Source organism: Parafrankia irregularis (genome assembly GCF_001536285.1).
Taxonomy (GTDB): Bacteria; Actinomycetota; Actinomycetes; order Frankiales; family Frankiaceae; genus Parafrankia; species Parafrankia irregularis.
The window spans coordinates 93,951-113,277 of the sequence record NZ_FAOZ01000029.1 but is presented as its reverse complement, the minus strand read 5'-3'; the positions used below and the strand labels follow the sequence as shown (position 1 = coordinate 113,277).

Annotated in this window: 14 protein-coding genes and 1 pseudogene; 8 read left to right on the top strand and 7 right to left on the bottom strand. The window is 70.5% G+C overall.

Annotated elements, in window-relative coordinates; all coding sequences use genetic code 11:
* The 3 genes and pseudogenes from AWX74_RS30455 to AWX74_RS30445 all read right to left on the bottom strand — a co-directional run.
* Window positions 1-368: pseudogene (locus AWX74_RS30455) on the bottom strand (crotonyl-CoA carboxylase/reductase); the annotation flags it as partial.
* 117 nt (window positions 369-485) lie between these two features.
* Window positions 486-2,063: a long-chain-fatty-acid--CoA ligase gene (locus AWX74_RS30450; protein WP_091283834.1), complete on the bottom strand. Its 1,578-nt coding sequence runs from the start codon at window positions 2,061-2,063 to the stop codon at window positions 486-488.
* 112 nt (window positions 2,064-2,175) lie between these two features.
* Window positions 2,176-3,519, bottom strand: coding sequence for a PucR family transcriptional regulator (locus tag AWX74_RS30445; protein ID WP_091283812.1), 1,344 nt, complete (start codon window positions 3,517-3,519; stop codon window positions 2,176-2,178).
* 421 nt (window positions 3,520-3,940) lie between these two features.
* Here AWX74_RS30445 and AWX74_RS30440 point away from each other — a divergent pair, with 421 nt between their 5' ends.
* The 4 genes from AWX74_RS30440 to AWX74_RS30425 all read left to right on the top strand — a co-directional run bounded on the left by AWX74_RS30440 (window position 3,941) and on the right by AWX74_RS30425 (window position 11,346).
* Window positions 3,941-6,640 (top strand): efflux RND transporter permease subunit, encoded by a 2,700-nt coding sequence (locus tag AWX74_RS30440; RefSeq protein WP_091283832.1) that lies wholly within the window; start codon window positions 3,941-3,943, stop codon window positions 6,638-6,640.
* A gap of 142 nt (window positions 6,641-6,782) precedes the next feature.
* Complete coding sequence (locus AWX74_RS30435) at window positions 6,783-9,716, top strand: ATP-binding protein (RefSeq protein ID WP_165615840.1); 2,934 nt, start codon at window positions 6,783-6,785, stop codon at window positions 9,714-9,716.
* A 53-nt stretch (window positions 9,717-9,769) separates the two neighbouring features.
* The gene (locus AWX74_RS30430; RefSeq protein WP_091283808.1) at window positions 9,770-10,561 is read left to right on the top strand and encodes an alpha/beta hydrolase; all 792 of its coding nucleotides are present in this window, start codon (window positions 9,770-9,772) and stop codon (window positions 10,559-10,561) included.
* Window positions 10,558-11,346: an SDR family NAD(P)-dependent oxidoreductase gene (locus AWX74_RS30425; RefSeq protein ID WP_091283806.1), complete on the top strand. Its 789-nt coding sequence runs from the start codon at window positions 10,558-10,560 to the stop codon at window positions 11,344-11,346. The genes AWX74_RS30430 and AWX74_RS30425 overlap by 4 nt, the downstream gene beginning before the upstream one ends.
* Before the next feature lie 54 nt (window positions 11,347-11,400).
* Here the strand turns inward: AWX74_RS30425 and map are convergent, their stop codons facing one another.
* A complete protein-coding gene (gene map, locus AWX74_RS30420) occupies window positions 11,401-12,198 on the bottom strand; it encodes a type I methionyl aminopeptidase (RefSeq protein WP_091283830.1) in 798 nt (265 codons plus the stop codon).
* A 70-nt stretch (window positions 12,199-12,268) separates the two neighbouring features.
* Here map and AWX74_RS30415 point away from each other — a divergent pair, with 70 nt between their 5' ends.
* The gene (locus AWX74_RS30415) at window positions 12,269-12,571 is read left to right on the top strand and encodes a helix-turn-helix transcriptional regulator (protein ID WP_091283804.1); all 303 of its coding nucleotides are present in this window, start codon (window positions 12,269-12,271) and stop codon (window positions 12,569-12,571) included.
* A 95-nt stretch (window positions 12,572-12,666) separates the two neighbouring features.
* On the opposite strand, the gene AWX74_RS30410 is transcribed toward AWX74_RS30415, so the two are convergent.
* On the bottom strand, window positions 12,667-14,244 hold the full coding sequence (locus AWX74_RS30410; RefSeq protein ID WP_091283802.1) for a P-loop NTPase family protein: 1,578 nt from the start codon (window positions 14,242-14,244) through the stop codon (window positions 12,667-12,669).
* 149 nt (window positions 14,245-14,393) lie between these two features.
* Window positions 14,394-15,062 carry a class I SAM-dependent methyltransferase gene (locus tag AWX74_RS30405; protein WP_091283800.1) on the bottom strand — a complete coding sequence of 223 codons (669 nt, stop codon included), beginning with the start codon at window positions 15,060-15,062 and terminating at the stop codon, window positions 14,394-14,396.
* Window positions 15,063-15,268: 206 nt separating this feature from the next.
* Here AWX74_RS30405 and AWX74_RS30400 point away from each other — a divergent pair, with 206 nt between their 5' ends.
* Window positions 15,269-16,147: a hypothetical protein gene (locus tag AWX74_RS30400; RefSeq protein ID WP_091283797.1), complete on the top strand. Its 879-nt coding sequence runs from the start codon at window positions 15,269-15,271 to the stop codon at window positions 16,145-16,147.
* Between the two features lie 232 nt (window positions 16,148-16,379).
* Complete coding sequence (locus AWX74_RS30395; RefSeq protein WP_091283795.1) at window positions 16,380-16,679, top strand: hypothetical protein; 300 nt, start codon at window positions 16,380-16,382, stop codon at window positions 16,677-16,679.
* A 78-nt stretch (window positions 16,680-16,757) separates the two neighbouring features.
* On the opposite strand, the gene AWX74_RS30390 is transcribed toward AWX74_RS30395, so the two are convergent.
* Entirely contained in the window at window positions 16,758-17,648 is an 891-nt protein-coding gene (locus tag AWX74_RS30390) for a hypothetical protein (protein WP_091283793.1), read from the bottom strand.
* A gap of 434 nt (window positions 17,649-18,082) precedes the next feature.
* Between AWX74_RS30390 and AWX74_RS30385 the strand changes: the two genes are divergently transcribed.
* Window positions 18,083-19,312 carry a YibE/F family protein gene (locus tag AWX74_RS30385; protein WP_091283828.1) on the top strand — a complete coding sequence of 410 codons (1,230 nt, stop codon included), beginning with the start codon at window positions 18,083-18,085 and terminating at the stop codon, window positions 19,310-19,312.
* Window positions 19,313-19,327: the final 15 nt, after the last annotated feature.

Sequence of the window (19,327 nt, the reverse complement as noted above, 5' to 3'; positions counted from 1 at the left end):
GACCCCACCACGTGATACGGCAGATCATGCCGCCGCGCCAACGGCGACGTCCGCCCATACCGCTCCAGGAAACCGAACGTCGACAACGGCTCGAAAATCGACGTCCACACCGTGTTGTAGTTCACCGACGACGCCATCACCGCCACCAACGCCTCACCCGGCCCCAACTCCGGCGTCGCCACCTCATCCACATGCAACGACTCCCGCGGATCCTTGTCCCGCGACACCCGCCCCTCGAACAACCCCACCTCGTCCTTCCGCACCACCACACCCCGATACGACTCCGGCACCGCCAGCGACGCGAACTCCGCCTGTCGCTCCGGCGACCGCCGCCCGCCCGTCATGATCGCGTCCAGGATGTGCTTCATCATCGATTCACCCAGCCCCGTTCCGGAGAAATGAGCCTTTCCGTCGTCGGCACCGGCCGGCGGCCACAGGCCGGACAGACGTGAGACGGAAAAGGCTCAACGAAATCAGAAATGAACTCAGCACCGTGTGCCGGTATGCGGCTTACCTGGCGTCAGGGCTCGCTTCAGAATCTTGCCGGTGGCGGTCATGGGCAGCGACTCCATGAACTCGATGGTCCGCGGGTACTTGTACGCTGCCATGACCTCGCGGCACCAGTCGACCAGCTCCTTCTCCGTCGCCTCGGCCTCGGCCCGCAGGACGACGAAGGCTTTCACCTCCTCGCCGTGGCTGGGGTGAGGAACGCCGATCACCGCCGCCAGGCTGACCGCGGGATGGGTGAGAAGGACCTCCTCGACCTCCCGCGGGTAGACGTTGAAACCACCCCGGATGATCATGTCCTTCTTGCGGTCGACCACGTAGATGTAGCCGTCGGCATCCCTGGTTCCGATATCTCCGGTGTGAAACCACTGCTGCGGGTCGATCGCCTCCGCGGTGGCCTCCGGGCGGTTGAGGTAGCCCTTCATCACGTTGTGCCCGCGGACGCAGATCTCGCCGGGCTCGTCGACCGCCGCCTCGGTGCCGTCGTCCCGGCTGACACGGATCTCGACACCCCAGACCGGCAGGCCGATCGAACCGGGCCGGCGCGGCCGGTCCAGGCGGTTGAACGTGGCGACCGGGCTGGTCTCGGACAGGCCGTAGCCCTCCAGAACCGGAACCCCGAAGCGCTCCTCGAACGAGGTGAGGACCTCCATGGGCAGCGACGAGCCGCCGGCCACGGCGAGCCGGAGGTTGGCGCAGACCCCCGCGACGTCGTACCCGGTGGCGGCCACGTGGTTCAGCAGAGCCCAGTACATGGTGGGAACACCGACGAAGACGGTGGCATTCTCCCGCTCGAGGAGATCCAACGCCTTCTCCGCGGTGAACCTGGGCAGCAGTACCAGGGTCGCGCCGGTGGCGAATCCGCAGTTCATGTGAACGGTCTGCCCGAAGGTGTGGAACAGCGGCAGGGCCACCAGCTGGATATCATCCGCCTGGACGTTGAAGAGCCGGCCGCACATCAAGGCGTTGTGCACCAGGTTGCTGTGGGTGAGCTCGACGCCCTTCGGGCTCCCCGTGGTTCCACTGGTGTACAGCACGACCGCGGTGTCGGTTTCGGCGGTGTGCCGGGTGCTGAAGTCGGGCGAGCCGGTCTGGGCGAACTGCAGGAGCGTCTCGCCGGGCACCCGGCCGGCCTGCGCCGCCAGGTCCGCCGCGAGGAGAACAAAGAGGTCACATCCCGGCGTGGAATCAAATGCGGCCAGCCCGCGCTCGCCCATGGGAAGGTCGTCGGCCCCCTCGAAACAGAAGAAGGCCCGCGCACCGGAATCGCTCAGATGGTAGGAGATCTCCCGCTCGGTGAGCAGGATGGACAGCGGTACCACGACCGCGCCCGCCTTGAGGATCCCGTAGTAGACGACCGGGAAGTACGGCAGGTTGGGGCAGCTCAACGCGACCCGGTCCCCCGCTTTGATGCCGCGGTCCACCAGTGCGCTGGCCACGAGGTTCGCCATCGCGTTCACCTCGTGATACGTCCAGCGGCGATCGTCGAAGACTATGGCGGTCCGATCCGGAACCGCGCGTGCGCTGTCCTCGAGCAACACGGCTAAGTTGAGCACGAGCACCTCCGTGGGACCGTGTGTGTGGGGCGCGTAACCACTCTGTTTCGGTAACCACTCTGTTCCCGTAACCACTCTGTTCCTTCACCTGTCCGGCGAGCTAGTGACCGGGTCACGAAGTCGGCTGTGACTCGTCCACAAACTGCCCGCCGAGCCGCTCCGGCCGCCGCACCACACCGCCGGGCGCGAGCAGGCGGATGGCCACGATCAGTTCGATCACGTCCTCGACGGAACGCAGGTCACATCCCGTGCGCTCGGCAATGCGCTCCAGCCGGTAGTACGCCGTATTGGCGTGCAGATGCAGCAGCTCGGCCGCGGTCTTCGCGTTGAGATTGCTGGCGGTGTATGCGAGAAACGTCTTTATCAGCCTTGAGCCGCACGCCGAGTCCTCTTCGACGAATCGCCGCACCGCCGGTCGCACGAGCTGGCGCGCCAGGGAGTCGTCCCGCATCAGCAGATAGTCGAAACTGGACAGCAGGGGCAGCACCACCACCCCGCCGTACTCACCCAGGCTTCTTCGGGCGAGGCAGGCCTCCGAATAGGCTTCGGGTAGCTCGACGAGCTGGTCATGCACGGCGCTGACACCCACCGCGAGGCGCACCCCGTCCCGGCCGAGGGCATCCACCAACGCCTCGAGGCGCTCCACCACCTCCGCCGCGCAGGCAGGGACGGGCGACACCGCGACGATCTCCGCCTGCCGCACCACGACCAGACCGGCGCTGCCGCGGACCACCGCTCTGCGCAGGGCCGAAGCGGCGTCCTGCAACTGCTGGTCAGCCGACAACGGGGCCACGGGCACCGCGGACAGGGCCACCATCCTGGTCCGCGCTCCCAGGCCGACCGAGCGGAGCAGGGACCGTTTCGGGCCGTCCGGCAGCTCGCGCGCGGCCAGCAGATCCTCAAGGACGTCCCGGCGCAGGCGTTCGCTGTCCGCGAGCTGGAACTGCTGCTCATCCAGATAGGACTCGGCCGCCGCCGCGGTCCCGGCCTCGGTGAGGCGCATGACATCGGCGGCGAGTGCGAGCGTCGCGGCGCGGGCACCGGAGTCGGCGTGGGTGGCCGCCACCAATCTCTCCCAGAGCGTGAGCTGGCCGACGAGGAACGCCTGCAGGAGGTCGGCGAGCGGAATCTCCTGTCTGGCCCGGCGACGCGACTGCGCCCGGGTGGGCGCGAGATCCTCCGCCCGGGTCGGCCGCTGCTCCGCCACGCTGGCCAGCAACACTCGGAACACAGCCTCCACATGCGCGGTCACGTCCTCGCGCAGCTGCCCATCCGTGCTCGTGCGGTAGGCCGGGACCTGCGCCCAGATCGCGTCGACCGCGTGCGCCACCAGCTGTCCGAGCAGGTTCTCGGCCGTGGCAAGCACGCCGGTCAGGCCAGGCTCGTCCGGCGCCCGGCCGACTCGGCGCGACGCGCGGGCGAGCGCGGCTGGCGGCCGCTCCGGTAGTGCCCCCATGGACGGCCCCTCCCCTCGCTGCCACCGCACTTCCGCCGCACCGAGGCCGCACGCACGCTCGGCCGCACGCACGCTCGGCCACACGCACGCTCGGCCGCTCGGCCGCTCGGACACGCCGCGGCGGCGCCACACGGACGTTGCTACTCGCCAGTAGGCGCGCCCATAGGCTACCTGCCGGTAACTTTCATGGGCACCCCGAGGGCCACACCACGACCGACGGTCCGACGACTCCAACCAACTTCTTTCGACGGGCCACCGCGCCCGACCAGCCATTTCCGCCGACACTCACAGATCAATACGAAAGTCAACACTACCGACGAGTAGCTAACTTGATGTGATCTGCGCTATACAGCCCTGTACAACGAACGACAGACACTCCCCGTCGAGCCCTGGCCCACTACCACATCTGCGGAGCATGCTGATGTCGAGCGCGCAAGTGCCCTCCGAGTCCACCGCGCCCCCAGACACCGGACCTGGCCCTGTCCCCGGTCCGACCGGACCCTTCTGGTCGGGCATCGGGCAGACACTGAGCCGACGGACGAGCATCGTCGCGGCGGTTGTGGCAGTGGTCACCATCGTCCTGGGTCTCGGGTTACCGCGCCTGGAGTTCACCACCGGCCAGGAGAACTACCTCAACTCTGACTCCCAGGTCGCCAAGGACAACGTCGCCTACCAGGATCTCTTCGGTGGCCAGGCCATGATCAGCCTGTTCACCGTCAAGTCCGGCCACGAGCTGAAGGATCTGTTCACCACCGGCAACGTCGAGAAGTTCCGCGCGCTGTCCGCGAAGCTGGAGAAGGACCCGCGCATCACCGCCGTGGTCACTCCGCTGACCGCGCTGGAGTTCACCCACAACCTCGTCACCAGCGACGACGGGAACCCGATCAACAGCGCGGCCGGGCAGATCCTGCTCGGTGCCCGCGACCGCGACCCCGACCCGGCGTCCGCGGACCGCCGGCTGCAGGACTCGTTGAAGACGCTGCAACGGATCAACGAGATCCCCGCGGAGCGGCGCGTCTTCGACGATCCGGAGTGGGTCGACTTCCTCCTGCACGACAACACCGGCGCCATCCGCAAGTCGCTGCGACCGTTCTTCCCGAGCGACAGCACCGCGCAGATGGTGGTGCGGCTGCAGGGCAACGCCTCGATCGCGGACGAGGGTGAGGGCGCGTCGGCGGCCGAAGCGGCCACCAAGGAGCTCACGTTCGACAACGCCGAGGTGGTCACCACCGGCGCCGCCGCGCTGCTCCGCGACATCAACGACTACCTGCGCGGCGGCTTCCTCACCCTCGGCGGCATCTCGCTGCTGCTGATGGCCGTCCTGCTGGTCGTCGCGTTCGCGGTGCGCTGGCGGCTGCTGCCGCTCGGGGTGGTGGGCGTCGGGCTCGTCTGGGCCTTCGGGCTCGCCGGTTACCTCGACGTGCCGCTGTCGATCGTCACGATCGCCGGCCTGCCCGTGCTGCTCGGCGTCGGCATCGACTTCGCGGTCCAGCTGCACAGCCGGGTCGAGGAGGAGGCACAGCTCGACCGGGCCGGGCATCCGGTGGCCGAGGCCCTCGGCCGGCTGATGCCCGCCCTGGTGCTCGCCGCCGTCGCCGGCGTCGTCTCCTTCCTCGCCCTGGAGTTCAGCCAGGTGCCGATGATCCGCGACTTCGGCGTTCTGCTCGCGATCGGCCTGCCGGTCATCGTCGTCGCGACAGTGCTGCTGTTGGCCGCCTCGCTCGGCTTCCGGGAGCGCCGCAGGCCCACCCCGCCGAAGGACTACTCCCACGGGCCGCTCGGTCGGACCGTGCTCGTCCTCGGCTCCCTCCCCCGGTTCACCGCCATCCCCCTCGTCGTCGCCGCGGTCGGGGTCTTCGTCGGCGGGGTGTTCGCCGACGGCAATCTGAAGGTCCAGACCGACCCGGAGAAGTGGGTCAACCAGGACTCCCAGGTCGTGAAGGACATCCAGACGCTGAAGGCGCGCACCGGCTCCAGCAGCGAGCTGGGCATCTACATCCAGTCCGGCGACGTCTTCGACGACAAGACGGTGAAGTTCGTCCACGACTTCGCCTACCAGCAGCTCGAGGAGCACCCCGGGGATCTGGTCACCGCGTCCAGCCTGGTGACGACGGTCAGCTTCCTCATGGAGATCCCCGACACCACACTGGTGGCGCCGACCGGCGCCGACATCGAGCGCGCCTACAAGGTGGCGCCGGAAGCAATCAAGAAGAGCACCGTCAACCTGGACGGAAAATCGCTCAACCTGATCTTCCGGACCGGCCCGGGGTCACTGGAGCAGCGGGCCGTCGTCGTCAACGACATCCGCGACACCGTGGCGCCACCCGATGGCGTGCGGGCCACCCCGTCAGGCCTGGCCGTCGTCGGCACCGGCCTGCTGGAGAACTTCGAGAAGAACCGCGCCGAGCTCACCTACTACGCGCTCATCGCGGTGTTCATCGTCCTGCTGATCCGCCACCTGAACCTCGTCCGGGCACTGGTGTCGATGGTTCCGGTGCTGATCGCGGTCGGCCTCACCGGGCTCATCTCCTGGGCCGCCGGCTTCGAGCTCAGCCCGCTGACCGCCGTCGGCGGACCACTGGTGATCGCGCTGTGTACGGAGTTCACCACGCTGATCGTCATCCGGCACCTCGAGGAACGTGAACGCGGCCGCAGCCCACAGGCCGCGATCGACGAGGCCGCGACCAGAACCGGCCGTGCCTTCATGGTCTCGGCACTGGCCGCGGTCATCGGAATCCTGGTGCTGGCGTTCAGCGAACTGCCGCTGCTGCGCGGCTTCGGGCTCGTGGTGGCTCTGAACGTCGGCGTCGCGCTGCTCTCCGCCCTGATCGTGCTGCCGCCCCTGCTGCTGTGGGCGGACGAGCAGGGCTGGATCTACCGCGCGGCGACCCCGGCGGCCGGTCCGCCCGTCGTGTCGGTTTCCGCGGCTCCCACCGGGGCTCCCGACAGCGCGACGGACGACACCGCCACGGCAGCAGCCGGGACGGACGACGACGTGGCCGAGGCAGACGGGGACACCACGGACACCGACGACGAGGACGCCGACGAGGACGAGGACGCCACGGAGACGAAGGAGCAGGCGGGAGAGCCGGCGGAGGCCGGCAAGGGAACATCCGTCTAGGCATCGGCATCCCCTGGGCCACCGCATGGGCCGCCCTTCGGGGCCGGTCCGTGCGGTGCCGTCGGCGGTGGACGGGCCCCGGAGACCGGCCTGCTCGCCACCGGAGCAGCGATCATCGCCGCTGGGCCATCATGCTGGGGTGATGGCAGGCGGGGGCTTGTTGGTGGGCCGGGAGAAGGAACTCGGCGACCTGCGCGATCGCCTGAGCCGCATCGAGTCGCGGGGCTGCGGGGTCGGCCTGGTCGGCGAGGCCGGCGTGGGAAAGAGCGCGTTGCAGGCCGCCGTCGTCGCGGACGCCCGCGCGCGTGGGTTCACGGTGCTGACGGCGCGGGGCAGCGAGGCGGAGACCCACCTGCCGTTCGCGAGCCTTCATCAGGTACTGCGGCCGGTACTCGCACGCAGCGCCACCCTGCCGGCGCGGCAGCGGGACGCCCTGCTGTCCGGGTTCGGTATGAGCGAGGTGACGTCGCCGGACCCGTTCCTGATCGCGCTCGCCGTGCTGGAGCTCGTGGTGGACGCGGCCCGGCAGGCGCCCGTCCTCATGTCGCTCGACGACCTGCACTGGATGGACGAGCCGTCGGTCGACGTGGCGGCGTTCGTGGCCCGGCGCGTCGAGAGCGAGCGGGTCATGGTGCTGGCTTCGGTACGGGCCGGCTCCGCGTCGTTCACGGACGACCCGTCGATGGAATGGATGACTGTCGCCGGCCTCGACGCCTCGGCGGCCTCGGCCCTCGTCGACGAGCACGCACCGGACCTGACGCCGGCACTGCGCGAGCGGGTGTTGCGGGCGGCCCAGGGCAATCCCCTGGCGCTGCAGGAGTTCCCGGTGGCGATGCGATCCGGCCGGTTCGGGTGGACCGAGCTGTCCGACGAGCTGCCGATGACGACCCGACTGGAACGCGCGTTCGTGTCCCGGGTCGCGCACCTGCCCGCCGCGACGCGGACGCTGCTGATGGTCGCCGCGCTGGACGACGGCACGGATCTGGCGGAGATGCTGGCCGCGGCGAGCATCGTCGCGGGTGCCACCGTTGGTCTCGAGGCCAGCCAGCCGGCGTTCGACGAGGGCCTGCTGATCTCCGACGGCGCGGTCACCCACTTCCGGCATCCCCTCGTCCGCTCGGCGCTGTGGCACACGACGCCGCTCGCGCGGCGGCAGGCGGGTCATGCCGCGCTGGCCAGTGTCCTTTCCGGCCCGCATCCTGACCGGGCCACCTGGCATCGGGCGTCTTCGATCACGTCGGCCGACGAGCGGATCGCCGCCGAGCTCGAGCAGGCGGCCCGCAACGCCTTCCGGCGTGGCGCGCTGGTATCAGCCGTGTCCTGGCTGCGACGGGCGGCAGCACTCAGCCCCGATCAGTCGGCGCGGGGGGCGCGTCTGCTCGACGCGGCGGAGATCGCGTTCGAGCTGGGCCGTTTCAGCCAGGTCGAACAGATCAGGAGGCAGGTCGCCGGGATGGCGCTTCGCCCGCGGGACCAGTCGAGACTGGCATGGTTGGAGGGCGTCTTCGACGACGGCTGCTCGGGCGAATCGGCGGAGGTGCGGCGGCTGAGCCGGCTGGCCGAGCAGGCCCTGCACACCAGCGATCCGGACCTCGCCATGCAGCTTCTGGTCGGCGCCGCCCGGCGGGTGTGGTGGAGCGACCCTGGCGCGGACGTCCGTCAGGAGATCGTCCGCATGGCGCAGCAGGTGCCGCTGCCGGAGGACGATCCGCGCCTGCTGGCCGTCTGCGCGCTCGCCGAATCGAACGAACGCGGATCCTTCGTCATCGGCCAGCTCGCCGACTGGCCTTCGGACGCGCACGGCCGGCCGGAGGCAGCTGGCCTGCTCGGTATCGCCGCGTTCTGCACGGGTGACTTCGCCCGCGCGGTCGAGTTCCTCTCCACACCGGTCGACGCGCTGCGCGCCCAGGGCCGGTTGAGCCTGCTCGCCGAGGCCCTCGCGATCCGCGCCTGGGCCGCGATCTACCTCGGCGGTTTCGAGCTGGCGCGCACGGCCGACGAGGCGATGCGGCTGGCCGACGAGACCGGCCAGACCCTGTGGGCGGCGACGGCACGGATCGCGATCGCCGCCATCGGAGCGATCCGCGGCAGCCATGGCCCGGACGCGGAACTGCTCACCGCCGCTGAGCGGGTGGCTGTTCGCACGCCGATCGCCACGTCGTCCCTGCTCGCGGGTGTGCAGTTCGCCCGCGGCCTGGCCGAGCTGGGTGCGGCCCGCTACGAACAGGCCTACGGGCAGCTGCGACGGGTGTTCGACCCCGAGGATCCGGCCTTCCAACGCGCCCAACAGGTCTGGACGCTGAGCTATCTGGCCGAAGCCGCCGTCCACACCGGTCGCCAGGACGAGGGACGCGCCCTGCTGGTCGCCATCGAGCGCGTCGCCGGGAGTGATCCCTCGCCCGCGGCGAGGATCGCCCTGGAGTACTCCCGCGCGGTTCTGGCCGACGACACGACCGCCGAGGTGCTGTTCCAGCAGGCCCTCGACGGCGGCGGGCGCCGCCTGCCCTGGCATCGGGCCCGCGCGGAGCTGGCCTATGGCTCGTGGCTGCGCCGGCACCGCCGGCTCGTCGAGTCCCGGACGATGCTGCGGGCGGCTCGCGACGCCTTCGACACGCTGGGTGCCCGAGCCTGGGCCGAACGCGCCGACCAGGAGCTTCGCGCGACCGGCGAGAAGGGCTGGCTTCCCACCGTCGGCCCGGGTGACCTGCTGTCACCGCAGGAGGCCCAGATCGCCGAGCTGGCCGCGCAGGGCCTGTCGAACCGGGAGATCGCGCAGCGCCTGTACCTGTCCCACCGGACGATCGGCTCGCACCTCTACCGCATCTTCCCGAAGCTCGGCATCACCTCGCGGGCACAGCTGCGGGCCGCGCTGGCCAGCGGCACCGCGCCACCCGGCGAAACCGCGCGATCCAACAGGACCGCGCCATCAGCATCGCCAAGCCGGCGCCCAACGCGCAGCCGCGCTCGCCCGGATCAGATGCAGTCAGATGACGCTAGCCAGCCGGACGTCCCCGTGTCTCCACCGGTGAAGCGACCCGGTCCGAGACCGAAGCCGTACCTGCCCGAATCGCTCTAGGGTCACGCCGAGGCTCGGCGTCGGCCGCCGAGCACGCGATGAGGGAGTGAACGATGGCGACGCCGGTGCTGTTCATCCACGGCCTGTGGCTGCATGCGAGCTCCTGGGAGCCCTGGCTGCACCTGTTCCGGGACGCCGGGTACGACCCGCAGGCGCCGGGCTGGCCCGGCGACGGCGAGACGGTCGAGGCGACCCGGGCCGATCCCGAGCCGATCGCCGGCCACGGGATCGACGACGTCACCGAACACTTCGCCGCCATCATCGACAAGCTGCCGTCGCCGCCCATCCTGATCGGGCACTCCTTCGGCGGGATGATCGCGCAGAAGCTGCTCGGGCAGGATCGGGCGCTGGCCGCCATCGCGATCGACGCGGCGCAGATCAAGGGCGTCCTGCCGGTGCCGCTGTCCTCGTTGAAGGCGACGCTGCCGGTGTTCAAGAATCCGGCCAACAGGAACCGCACGGTCTCCCTGACCGCGGAGCAGTTCCGGTTCGCGTTCGCCAGCGCCGTGTCCGCGGAGGAATCCGAGGACCTCTTCGAGCACTGGGCGATCCCGGCACCGGGGCGGCCGCTGTTCGAGGCGGCGGCCGCGAACTTCAGCCCGCATTCGCCGGCTCAGGTCGCGACGGGCAACGAGAACCGCGGCCCGCTGCTGTTGATCGCGGGTGGCAAGGACAACACCGTCCCGGAGACGGTCACCCGCGCGACCCTCAAGCAGTACCGCCACTCCTCGGCCGTCACCGACATCCTGGAGTTCGCCGACCGGTCGCATTCGCTGACCATCGATTCCGGCTGGCGTGAGGTCGCCGAGGCCTGCCTCGCCTGGCTGCGGCGGCAGTCGCTGTGAATCTCGGGCTGGCCGGCAAGGCCGTCATCGTCACGGGAGCCAGCCGCGGAATCGGGCTCGCGGTGGTGCAGGGCCTGGTCCGGGAGGGAGCCCGGGTCGCGGCGGGAGCGCGGGCCGGCTCCCCCGAACTGGCGGCCCTCGCCGACCAGGGCGACGTGATGGTCGTTCTGGGTGACCTGACCACCGCGGCCGGATGCCAGGCCCTGGTCGACGCGGCCGTGGCCCGCTTCGGCGGGGTCGACGTGCTCGTCAACAACGTCGGCGGAGTCCATCCCCGAACCGAAGGATTCCTCGGCGTCGCCGACGAGGACTGGCAGTGGGCGATCGAGATGAACCTGTTCTCGGCCGTGCGCGCGACCCGCGCGGCCCTCCCGCACCTGCTCCGCAGCGCCCCGTCCACGATCGTCACGATCGCTTCGGTGAACGCCTCGCTGCCCGATCCCGACGTCATCGACTACAGCGCGGCCAAGGCGGCACTGCGAAGCTTCTGCAAGTCCCTGTCGAAGGAGTTCGGCCCGCGTGGGGTGCGGGTCAACACGGTCAGCCCCGGGCCGGTCGAAACCGCGCTGTGGCTCGGCCCCGGCGGCGTCGCCGAGACGGTGGGGCGGGCGCAGGCGATCGATCCCGCCGCCGTGCGGGCCGCCGCGGTCGCCGGAACGCCGACCGAGCGCTTCACCCGCCCCGAGGAGGTCGCCGAGGTCGTGCTGTTCCTCGCGTCCGGGACCGCCGGCAACGTCACCGGAACCGATGTGGTCATCGACGGCGGCATGGTCACAACGATCTGATCACCTGTTCCGGCACGGCTTCGCCGGGACGTCCGCCAGGACGTCCGCCAGGGCTCACGGCCGCGTGTGCCCCGGCACGGTGAGCTTCGGCAGGGTGAGGATGTCGGCTCCGTCATCGGTGATGGCGATCGTGTGCTCGCTGTGTGCCGTCCGGCAGCCGGTCGCGCTGCGCAGCGTCCAGCCGTCGGCATCGATGACGAGCTCGGCGGTGTCCGCCATGATCCAGGGCTCCAGGGCCAGCATCAGGCCGGGGCGCAGCTTGTAGCCACGGCCGGGCCGCCCGGTGTTCGGGACGTGCGGGTCCTGGTGCATCGTCGAGCCGATGCCATGACCGCCGAACTCGGTGTTGATCAGATACCCGGCCGCGCTGAGGACGGAGCCGATGGCATGGGCGATGTCGCCGATGCGCGCCCCGGGGCCGGCGGCGGCGATCCCCGCGTGCAGCGCGCGTTCGGTCGCGTCGATCAGCGCGACGCTCTCCGCGGGCTTTGAGTCACCCACGATGAAGCTGATGGCGGAGTCCGCGGCGACACCGTTCTTCGAGACGGCGAGGTCGAGCGACAGCAGGTCGCCGTCGGCGAGCCGGTAGTCGTGGGGCAGCCCGTGGAGCACGGCGTCGTTGACTCCCGTGCAGATGTAGTGGCCGAACGGCCCACGCCCGAACGACGGCGCGTAGTCGACGTAGCAGGACTCCGCGCCGGCCTCGACGATCATCGCCTTCGTCCAGCGGTCGATGTCCAGGAGGCTCGTACCCACCACGGTCCGGCTCTTCAGCGTCTGAAGGATCTCGGCGACCAGCGCGCCTGTCTCCTTCGCCCGGGCCAGTCTGGCGGGGTCCAGGATCTCGATCACGCGCGGCACCCCTCCCACACATCCCCAATAATTATCCCGGCCATACTATACCGGTATTACAATCGGTCCCGTGGTCAGGTTGCCGCTCACTGCCGCCGAGGTCGAGCGCGGTCAGCGCCTCGGCGCCCTCCTCCGGCGAGCCCGCGGTGAGCGCTCGATGCTCACCATCGCCCTGGCGGCGGGCGTCTCACCGGAGACACTCCGAAAGATCGAGTCCGGCCGGGTGGCCACCCCCTCCTTCCCGACCATCGCGGCGATCGCCGACGTCCTGCGCCTCTCCCTCGACGAGGTGTGGGCCGAGATCAACCAGCCGGCCACCACGTCCGATCCGGCCGGATCGGATCGCGACCCACGCGAGCGGCTGGCCTCGTAGCAAGGCCTCCGCGCCGCCAGGGCCACCGGTGCGGCACCTGTATCCGATGACGCGGAAGCCGCGAAACTCGGGCGGTCGGACGCGGGATCAGATGATCAGCCGTTCAGCACGGTCACCGTGCGGCCGGCGGGACTGGTTGTGGTGGTGATGGCGGTGCGCTCGTCGATGGGCGGCGCGGCGGGACGCTGGTCGAAGATCATGAGCGTGCCGGTGGAAAGATGGAGGCGGTCGAGGTACTGGTCGAGCTGCCGGAGACCGGCTTTCAGCGGATTGCCCCGGCCCTCGCGCCAGGTCTTGAGCTCGACGGCCTCACGCTGCTCACACCGCTCGCCGCCGGGGGTGGTGTAGGGCCAGCGGACGTGCAGGTCGACGCGGCCTGAACCGACGGCGAACTCCCTTTCGACGTAACCGCCGCCATTCACGACGCGCTGCAGGTATCCCATGAAGATGAGCTGTGGAGCCGCTTCGTCGTAGTAGCCGCGGCGGGTGAGGAACTCACCGTTCTCCGTCCACCAGCCGGCGAACTCGACGAGCACCTTCCGGAAGTCGAACGAGTTATCGGAGCGGATGAACGACCGCGGGCTGGCCGTCACACTCTCCTGAATGCTGCTCGACAGCACCCGCGCGATCACCTCCCGGTAGATCGGGTTCGCGATCCGGACCGGCGGGTTGGGCGCGATCAGACCGAGGTCACGCACGTAGGCGACGTCATCGTCGTAGGGCTCCAGCGGCAGCGAGCCGCCGGCGAGCACCGGGCTCAGGATCCGCTGCACCCGGGGCTCGGCGAGCTTCGACGCGAGCGAGTCCAGGTGGGTGGCCCGAGCCAGGATCAGCCGCTCCTTGGCCTCGTCCAGGTGCCTGGCCGTGATCGTCTCGGAGGTCGGCACCGCGATCTCCTCGACGACCTCGCGGGCCAGGGCGTTGACCAGCCACGGCTGGCCACCCGTCAGCTCGTAGGCCCGGGCCAGCGCGGCCGGGCTGAACTCCTGGCCCGTCTCGGCCGTGTGCTGGCTGTAGAGCTCGGCCACCTCGTCCGGGCTGAAGTCACCCAGCCGCAGCGACTTCAGCTTGACGTTGAACGGGCTGGCCGTCCCGAGTCGGGACGGGTCGCCGCCTGCGAGGGCCTTGTACTCGCTCACGTCGCGCAGGCCACAGAGCACCGCCGAGGCGGGAAAGTCCCGCGGCCGGTCGGGAAAGCCCGCCCGTAGCTGGGGAAGCACGCTGACCAGGCTCTGCCCGCGGACCGCGTCGACCTCGTCGAAGAACAGCACCAGTGGTCGGGGGCAGGCCTGGGCCCACGCCCGCAACGCGGCCGAGAGCTGGGAGCCCGCGGGCGCCGCGGGCCAGGCAGGCGGTCGCAGCTCCGCCGGAAGATTGTCCTCGGCACGGACCCGGATCTGGAAGAGGATGTCGCGGGCCGCCGCGTCGTAGTCGTCGCCCGCGGCCTCGGCCGTCTCGCAGGAGAAGTGCAGCGCGGCGAACCGGCCCCGGGCCGTCAGCTCGTGCGCGAGCACTCGCAGGGCCGTCGTCTTGCCCGTCTGCCGGGGAGCGTGAACGACGAAGAACGCCTCCTGCGCTACCAGCCCGGGCGCCTCCGGCAGCCGTGACAGCGCCGGGATCATGTGGTGGCGGATCGGATCGCACGGACCGGCGGTGTTGAAACGGCGTGCCATCCGCGCGCCCTCCCTCCGCATGCCAGCGAGCAGCGCGTGCTCCGCACACCACCCTACGTGTGATGATCTGGCCGTCGCCTGCCGGCCGGGCCGCTGCCTGCCGGCCGGGCCGCTGCCTGCCGGCCGGGCCGCTGCCCCGGTGCGGTCGGCTACCGGTGGGCGTCCTCGCCGTCGCCGACGAAGTCGAACAGCCGGACATCCCGCTGGTAGGGCAGCGGCTGCCCCACCAGCCGGTGGGTGCCCACCCCCATGAGGAATCCGTCCTCGCCGTCGAATCCCTTCTCCGCGAAACCGGCGCCGGCGAACCAGGAGCGGATGGTGGGCGTGAGATCGGGTGGGCGGCGGTGCCGGGTCCAGATCACGGTCGCGGCGGGCCGGCACAGCCGCGGCAGCTGTTCGACGGTGTGCCGCACATCGGCATCGGCGATGTTGCCGAACACCCCGCAGACCAGGGCGATGTGCACCGGCGCGACCGGCTCGTACACGGCGGTGACCGAGGCGTCGCCGTGCACGACCTCCACCCCGCCCAGCCCGGCGGCGAGGGCCGCGCGCTCGGCGTCGGCGGCGAGGTCGGGGTCGAGCTCGACGAGCCTGGCCCGCACATCCCCGCGGCGGGCGTGATCCGGCAGCACACCGAGGATGTCGCGCCCCTGCCCGGCGCACATGCTCAGCACTCGGATCTCTCCGGCGGGCTGTTCGTCCAGTGCCTCCCGCAGCCGCCGTTGGACGAGGGCCAGCCGCCGGCTCAACGACGAGCCCGGCAGGTCGTAGCGACGATGCCAACCAACCCAGTGACGCTCCGCGGCGGAAGAGTCCATGGCCGGCAAGGATATCGCCGCCCATCCCCCGCCAGGATGATCACGGTCGGCCGCCGACGACCACAGCGACTCCCGCTGCCGAGCCGCGGCCGTGGACGTGGTAGACGTCCCATAGGCGGGCGCAGGGATCGGTAACCCCGTTCACATCACGTCCACCACACCACCACGACCACCACACCACCAACCACCGGCCAGCGAGGTGCGCGTTGAGCGAGTATCAGTACTACGAGTTCCTCGCCGTCGACGAGCCGCTCGACACCGACGCGCAGGACGAGGTGCGCGCGCTGTCGAAGCGGGCACAGATCACGGCCACCAGCTTCGTCGACGAGTACGACGGGGGCGACTTCAGCGGCCAGCCCGACGAACTGGTCGAGGCCTACTACGACGCCCATCTGTACTACGCGGACTGGGGTTCACGGCGGCTGCTGCTCAGGCTGCCGACCAAGCTGCTGCCCTTCGACGCGGCGGAGCCCTACTTCGTTGACGGTCAGGTCGGCGCCTGGACGACGGACGAACACCTGATCCTCGAGCTGTCGAGCGAAGATGAAGCCGACAGCGAGGAGTCCGCGGCGGAATGGTCGCTGGCACCGTTCGCCGGCCTTCGCGACGAGCTCGCCGCCGGCGACCACCGGGCGCTGTACCTGGCCTGGCTGGCGGCGTACGGATCCTGGGAGCGCGACGAGAACGCCTTCGACGACGACGCGGAGGACGAGCTCGAACCACCCGTCCCCGCCGGGCTGGGCAGCCTCACCGCCCCGCAGCGTGAGCTGGTGGCCTTCCTCCGCCTCGACGACGACCTGCTCGCGGTCTCCGCCGAGGCGAGCCCGGCTCCCGCCGAGGCGACGGGTGGCGCGGGCTCCGAGCGACTCGAGGCCTGGGTGACGGGGCTACCCGCCGCGGAGAAGGACCAGCTGCTGCAGCGCGTCGTCACCGGCAACCCGGCGGCGGTCCGCGGCGAGCTGCTGCGCCGGTTCGGGGCCGAGAACGCTCCCGCCGCCTCCGACGCACCGCGGCGGACGGTGGCCGACCTTCTCGACGGCGCGGCGAACAGACGCGCCGCGGAGCCCCAGCTCGGCAAGGACTGACCGCGGTGGCTCCGCGGCGACGTCCCGAGCACGTCGCCGCGGAGCCGCGGAGCCGCGGAGCCGCGGAGCCGCGGAGCCGCGGAGCCGCGGAGCCGCGGAGGGATTATCCGGGTACCACCCGGCCGGCCGGCCAGCCGATTCCCGGCTATTCAGGTGCCGATTTGGGCGCGCGCCCAACCGAAGGCGATATAAAGCGCTGTCAGCTGTTCCAACGGCGAAGGAGCGGGCGCGCATGAGCATCGACGGACGCTGGGAAATCATTCTTTCATCACCGATCGGCGAGCAGAAGGGTGAGCTCACGATCAGGAGCACCGGCTCCGGATTCACGGGCTCCATGGTTCAGGACGGCACGACACTCGAGATCACCGACGGCCGGGTCGACGGTGACAAAATCTCCTGGTCGGTCGCGGTCACCTCTCCGATGAAGCTCACCCTCAAGTCGACGGCCACCGTCAGCGGCGACACGATGACGGGCAAGGCGAAGCCCGGCATCATGCCCGGGATGTCCTTCACCGGAACCCGCGTGGGCTGAGCCCTCTCACGGGCTGAACGGAGATACCAGCGGACGGTGCGGCGCAACCCTCATAGCGGCTACGCCGCACCGACGGTCTCAGTTTCGGCCGCGGTCCTCCAGGGAGTGCAGCGCGGAACCCAACAGCATCCGATGCTCCACCACGTAGTTGACGAATACCGGTGTGTGGTGCTCGCCGCATAGGTCCGCCCCGATTCGCTGCCCCGCGTCCCGCCGCAGACGACCGAGCTGCCGTTCAAGCCACTTCTCGTTCGTCCGGTCGGACGGCCGGTCCAGTAGACGCAGGGTCTGGTGGGTGCGGTCCCGCGGCCGGGGCGGCAGCCCCCGCAGCTCGGGGTAGCAGTAGGCGGCGAGGGTACGGACATCGCCCGCCGACCAGTCCGGATCAGGTGCCCCGGCGGTCGTCGTGGCGGTGGTACCGGCGATCACGCCGACGGCTGGGGCGACTGCCGTGACAGGGGAGGCCGCATCGTCGCCGGGTCCCGACGGCTCAGAACGCATCCCCGGGGAGATCGGTGTCCGGGATGGCGCGGCCCACTGCACGATCAGCTGGAAACGATGTTCCACATCCCCGTCGGGGGAACTCAGCGTCAGCCACTGACGGGAGCGGGGAAGCAGCTCCGGCGGGCTGAACCGGGTGATCTCCCGATACATCCCGGGTGCTGTCAGCAGAAGCTTCGTGGCGGTGGTCGAGCAGTTGGTCACCGCCCACCCACCGCCTGCCTGGCTGATCCGTCCCGCCAGCCGAGGCATGGACGGCTCGATGGAGCCCTCCGGGGTCAGCAGCGTGGCCGCGAGGTCGACGCCGGCAGGAGCCCGACCGAAGCCGAAAACCATGCCGGGGTGTAGCAGCCATCGCGAGTCGACCCGCAGGGCGTTCTCGCGTGGGTCGATCTCGGTGTTCAGGCCTCCCGCCCGCCGGTAGAGCAGAACCAGCTGTGTGCCGGGGAGACCGGGGGTGGCGCTCACCGGGGCCGGTCTCCGCGCAGGCTGTCGTTGGCAGGCATCAGTGGGAGAGTCCCACGGGTAGCGAGACCCTGGCGATGGTGGAGGAGCTCCGCGAGCTTCGCCGGGGCGCGAGGCACGCTCGGATGACCTCCCGCATCGGACCCCAGAAGCTGCTCATCGCCACGGAGCGTGGGCCTCGGCCCCCCGGTCGCGACGCCACTCCCGCCCCGTGTCATCCCACAGCCGGTCACCGATCTTCACTCGACCAAGCCGCTGACCAGGCGATCCTTTTGATACACCTGGCCTCGCAGAACAGCCTGGCCACCGCCCACCGGGCAGTGGGGCGGCTGGGCTCAAGGGCCACACTCGGACCTATGGGACACGGGCATCACCACGGCGGCGGCGGAGGTGGCGGAGCCGGAACCGGCGAGACGTCGCGGCCGGCCACGATCGTCATGGCAGTGGCGGTCGCACTGTTCCTGCTCCTCACCGGGGCCGGAGTGGTGCTGCTCTGGCCGTCTGGCGACGCCCACGAGACACCGGAGGATCTCCGCGGTCTGGTGGGTGGCTCCGGCCAGCTCGTCGACGCCACCATCGAACGCGCCGGCCGGGGGCCCTGCCCCGACCTGGCCGGTACGGGGGCGCCGCAGGGAACCTGCGACCAGATCGACGTCGTCCTGGACGACGCGCCGGAAGCCGAAGCCCGGGTCCATCTCGACACCCTCGTCGACCCCACCGGCCCGGTCCTGAAAGCCGGGGACGAGGTCCGTCTCGCCGCCACGACGAACATCGCCGGCCAGGCGACCTACTATGTCGCGGACTTCCAACGCTCCGCCCCCATCGGCTGGATCGCGTTCCTCGCCGCCGCCGTGGTCGTCGCGGTCGCCCGTTGGCGCGGGCTGGCGGCACTCGCCGGCCTCGTCCTCAGCTATCTCGTGATCGTCAGGTTCACGTTGCCATCCCTGCTCGACGGGCATCCTCCCGTCGCGGTCGCCCTGACCACCGGCGCCGCCCTGGTCATCGTCCTGCTCTACCTCGCCCACGGTGTCTCGGCCCGCACGACCGCCGCACTGCTGGGAACCCTGGCCAGCATGGCCCTGGCCGGTGCCTTCGGCGCACTGGCGATCAGGTTCGCCCACATCACCGGGCTCGGTTCCGACGAGGACGTGATGCTCAAGGCGTTCGCCGGGCAGCTGAGCCTCCCAGGCCTCGTGCTCGCCAGTGTCATCATCGGCTCACTTGGCCTGATCAACGACATGACGATCACGCAGGCGGCCGCGGTCTGGGAGGTCTCCGAGGCGGCCCCGCACGCCTCGCTGCGGCACCTGTACCGCTCCGGGATGCGGGTCGGACGCGACCACATCGCCTCCAGCGTCTACACCCTGGTGCTCGCCTACGCCGGTGCCGCCCTCCCGACCCTGCTCCTGTTCACCCTCGCCGACCGCAGCAGCGCCGACCTGGCCGGCACCGATCTCGTCGGGGCCGAGATCGTGCGAACCGCCGCCGGCACCGTCGCCCTGGTCGCCTCGGTACCCCTCACCACCGCCATCGCCGCCCTCGCCGCATCACGACGCCCGCTACCGCCAAGCCCGGAATCCCCACCGCCGACCGACGCGGATACAGCTGACCCGGCCGGCGGCGGTTACCTCGATGCCGACACCCAGCCCCTCACCCGCCATCGATGAGTGGTCGTCCAGGCC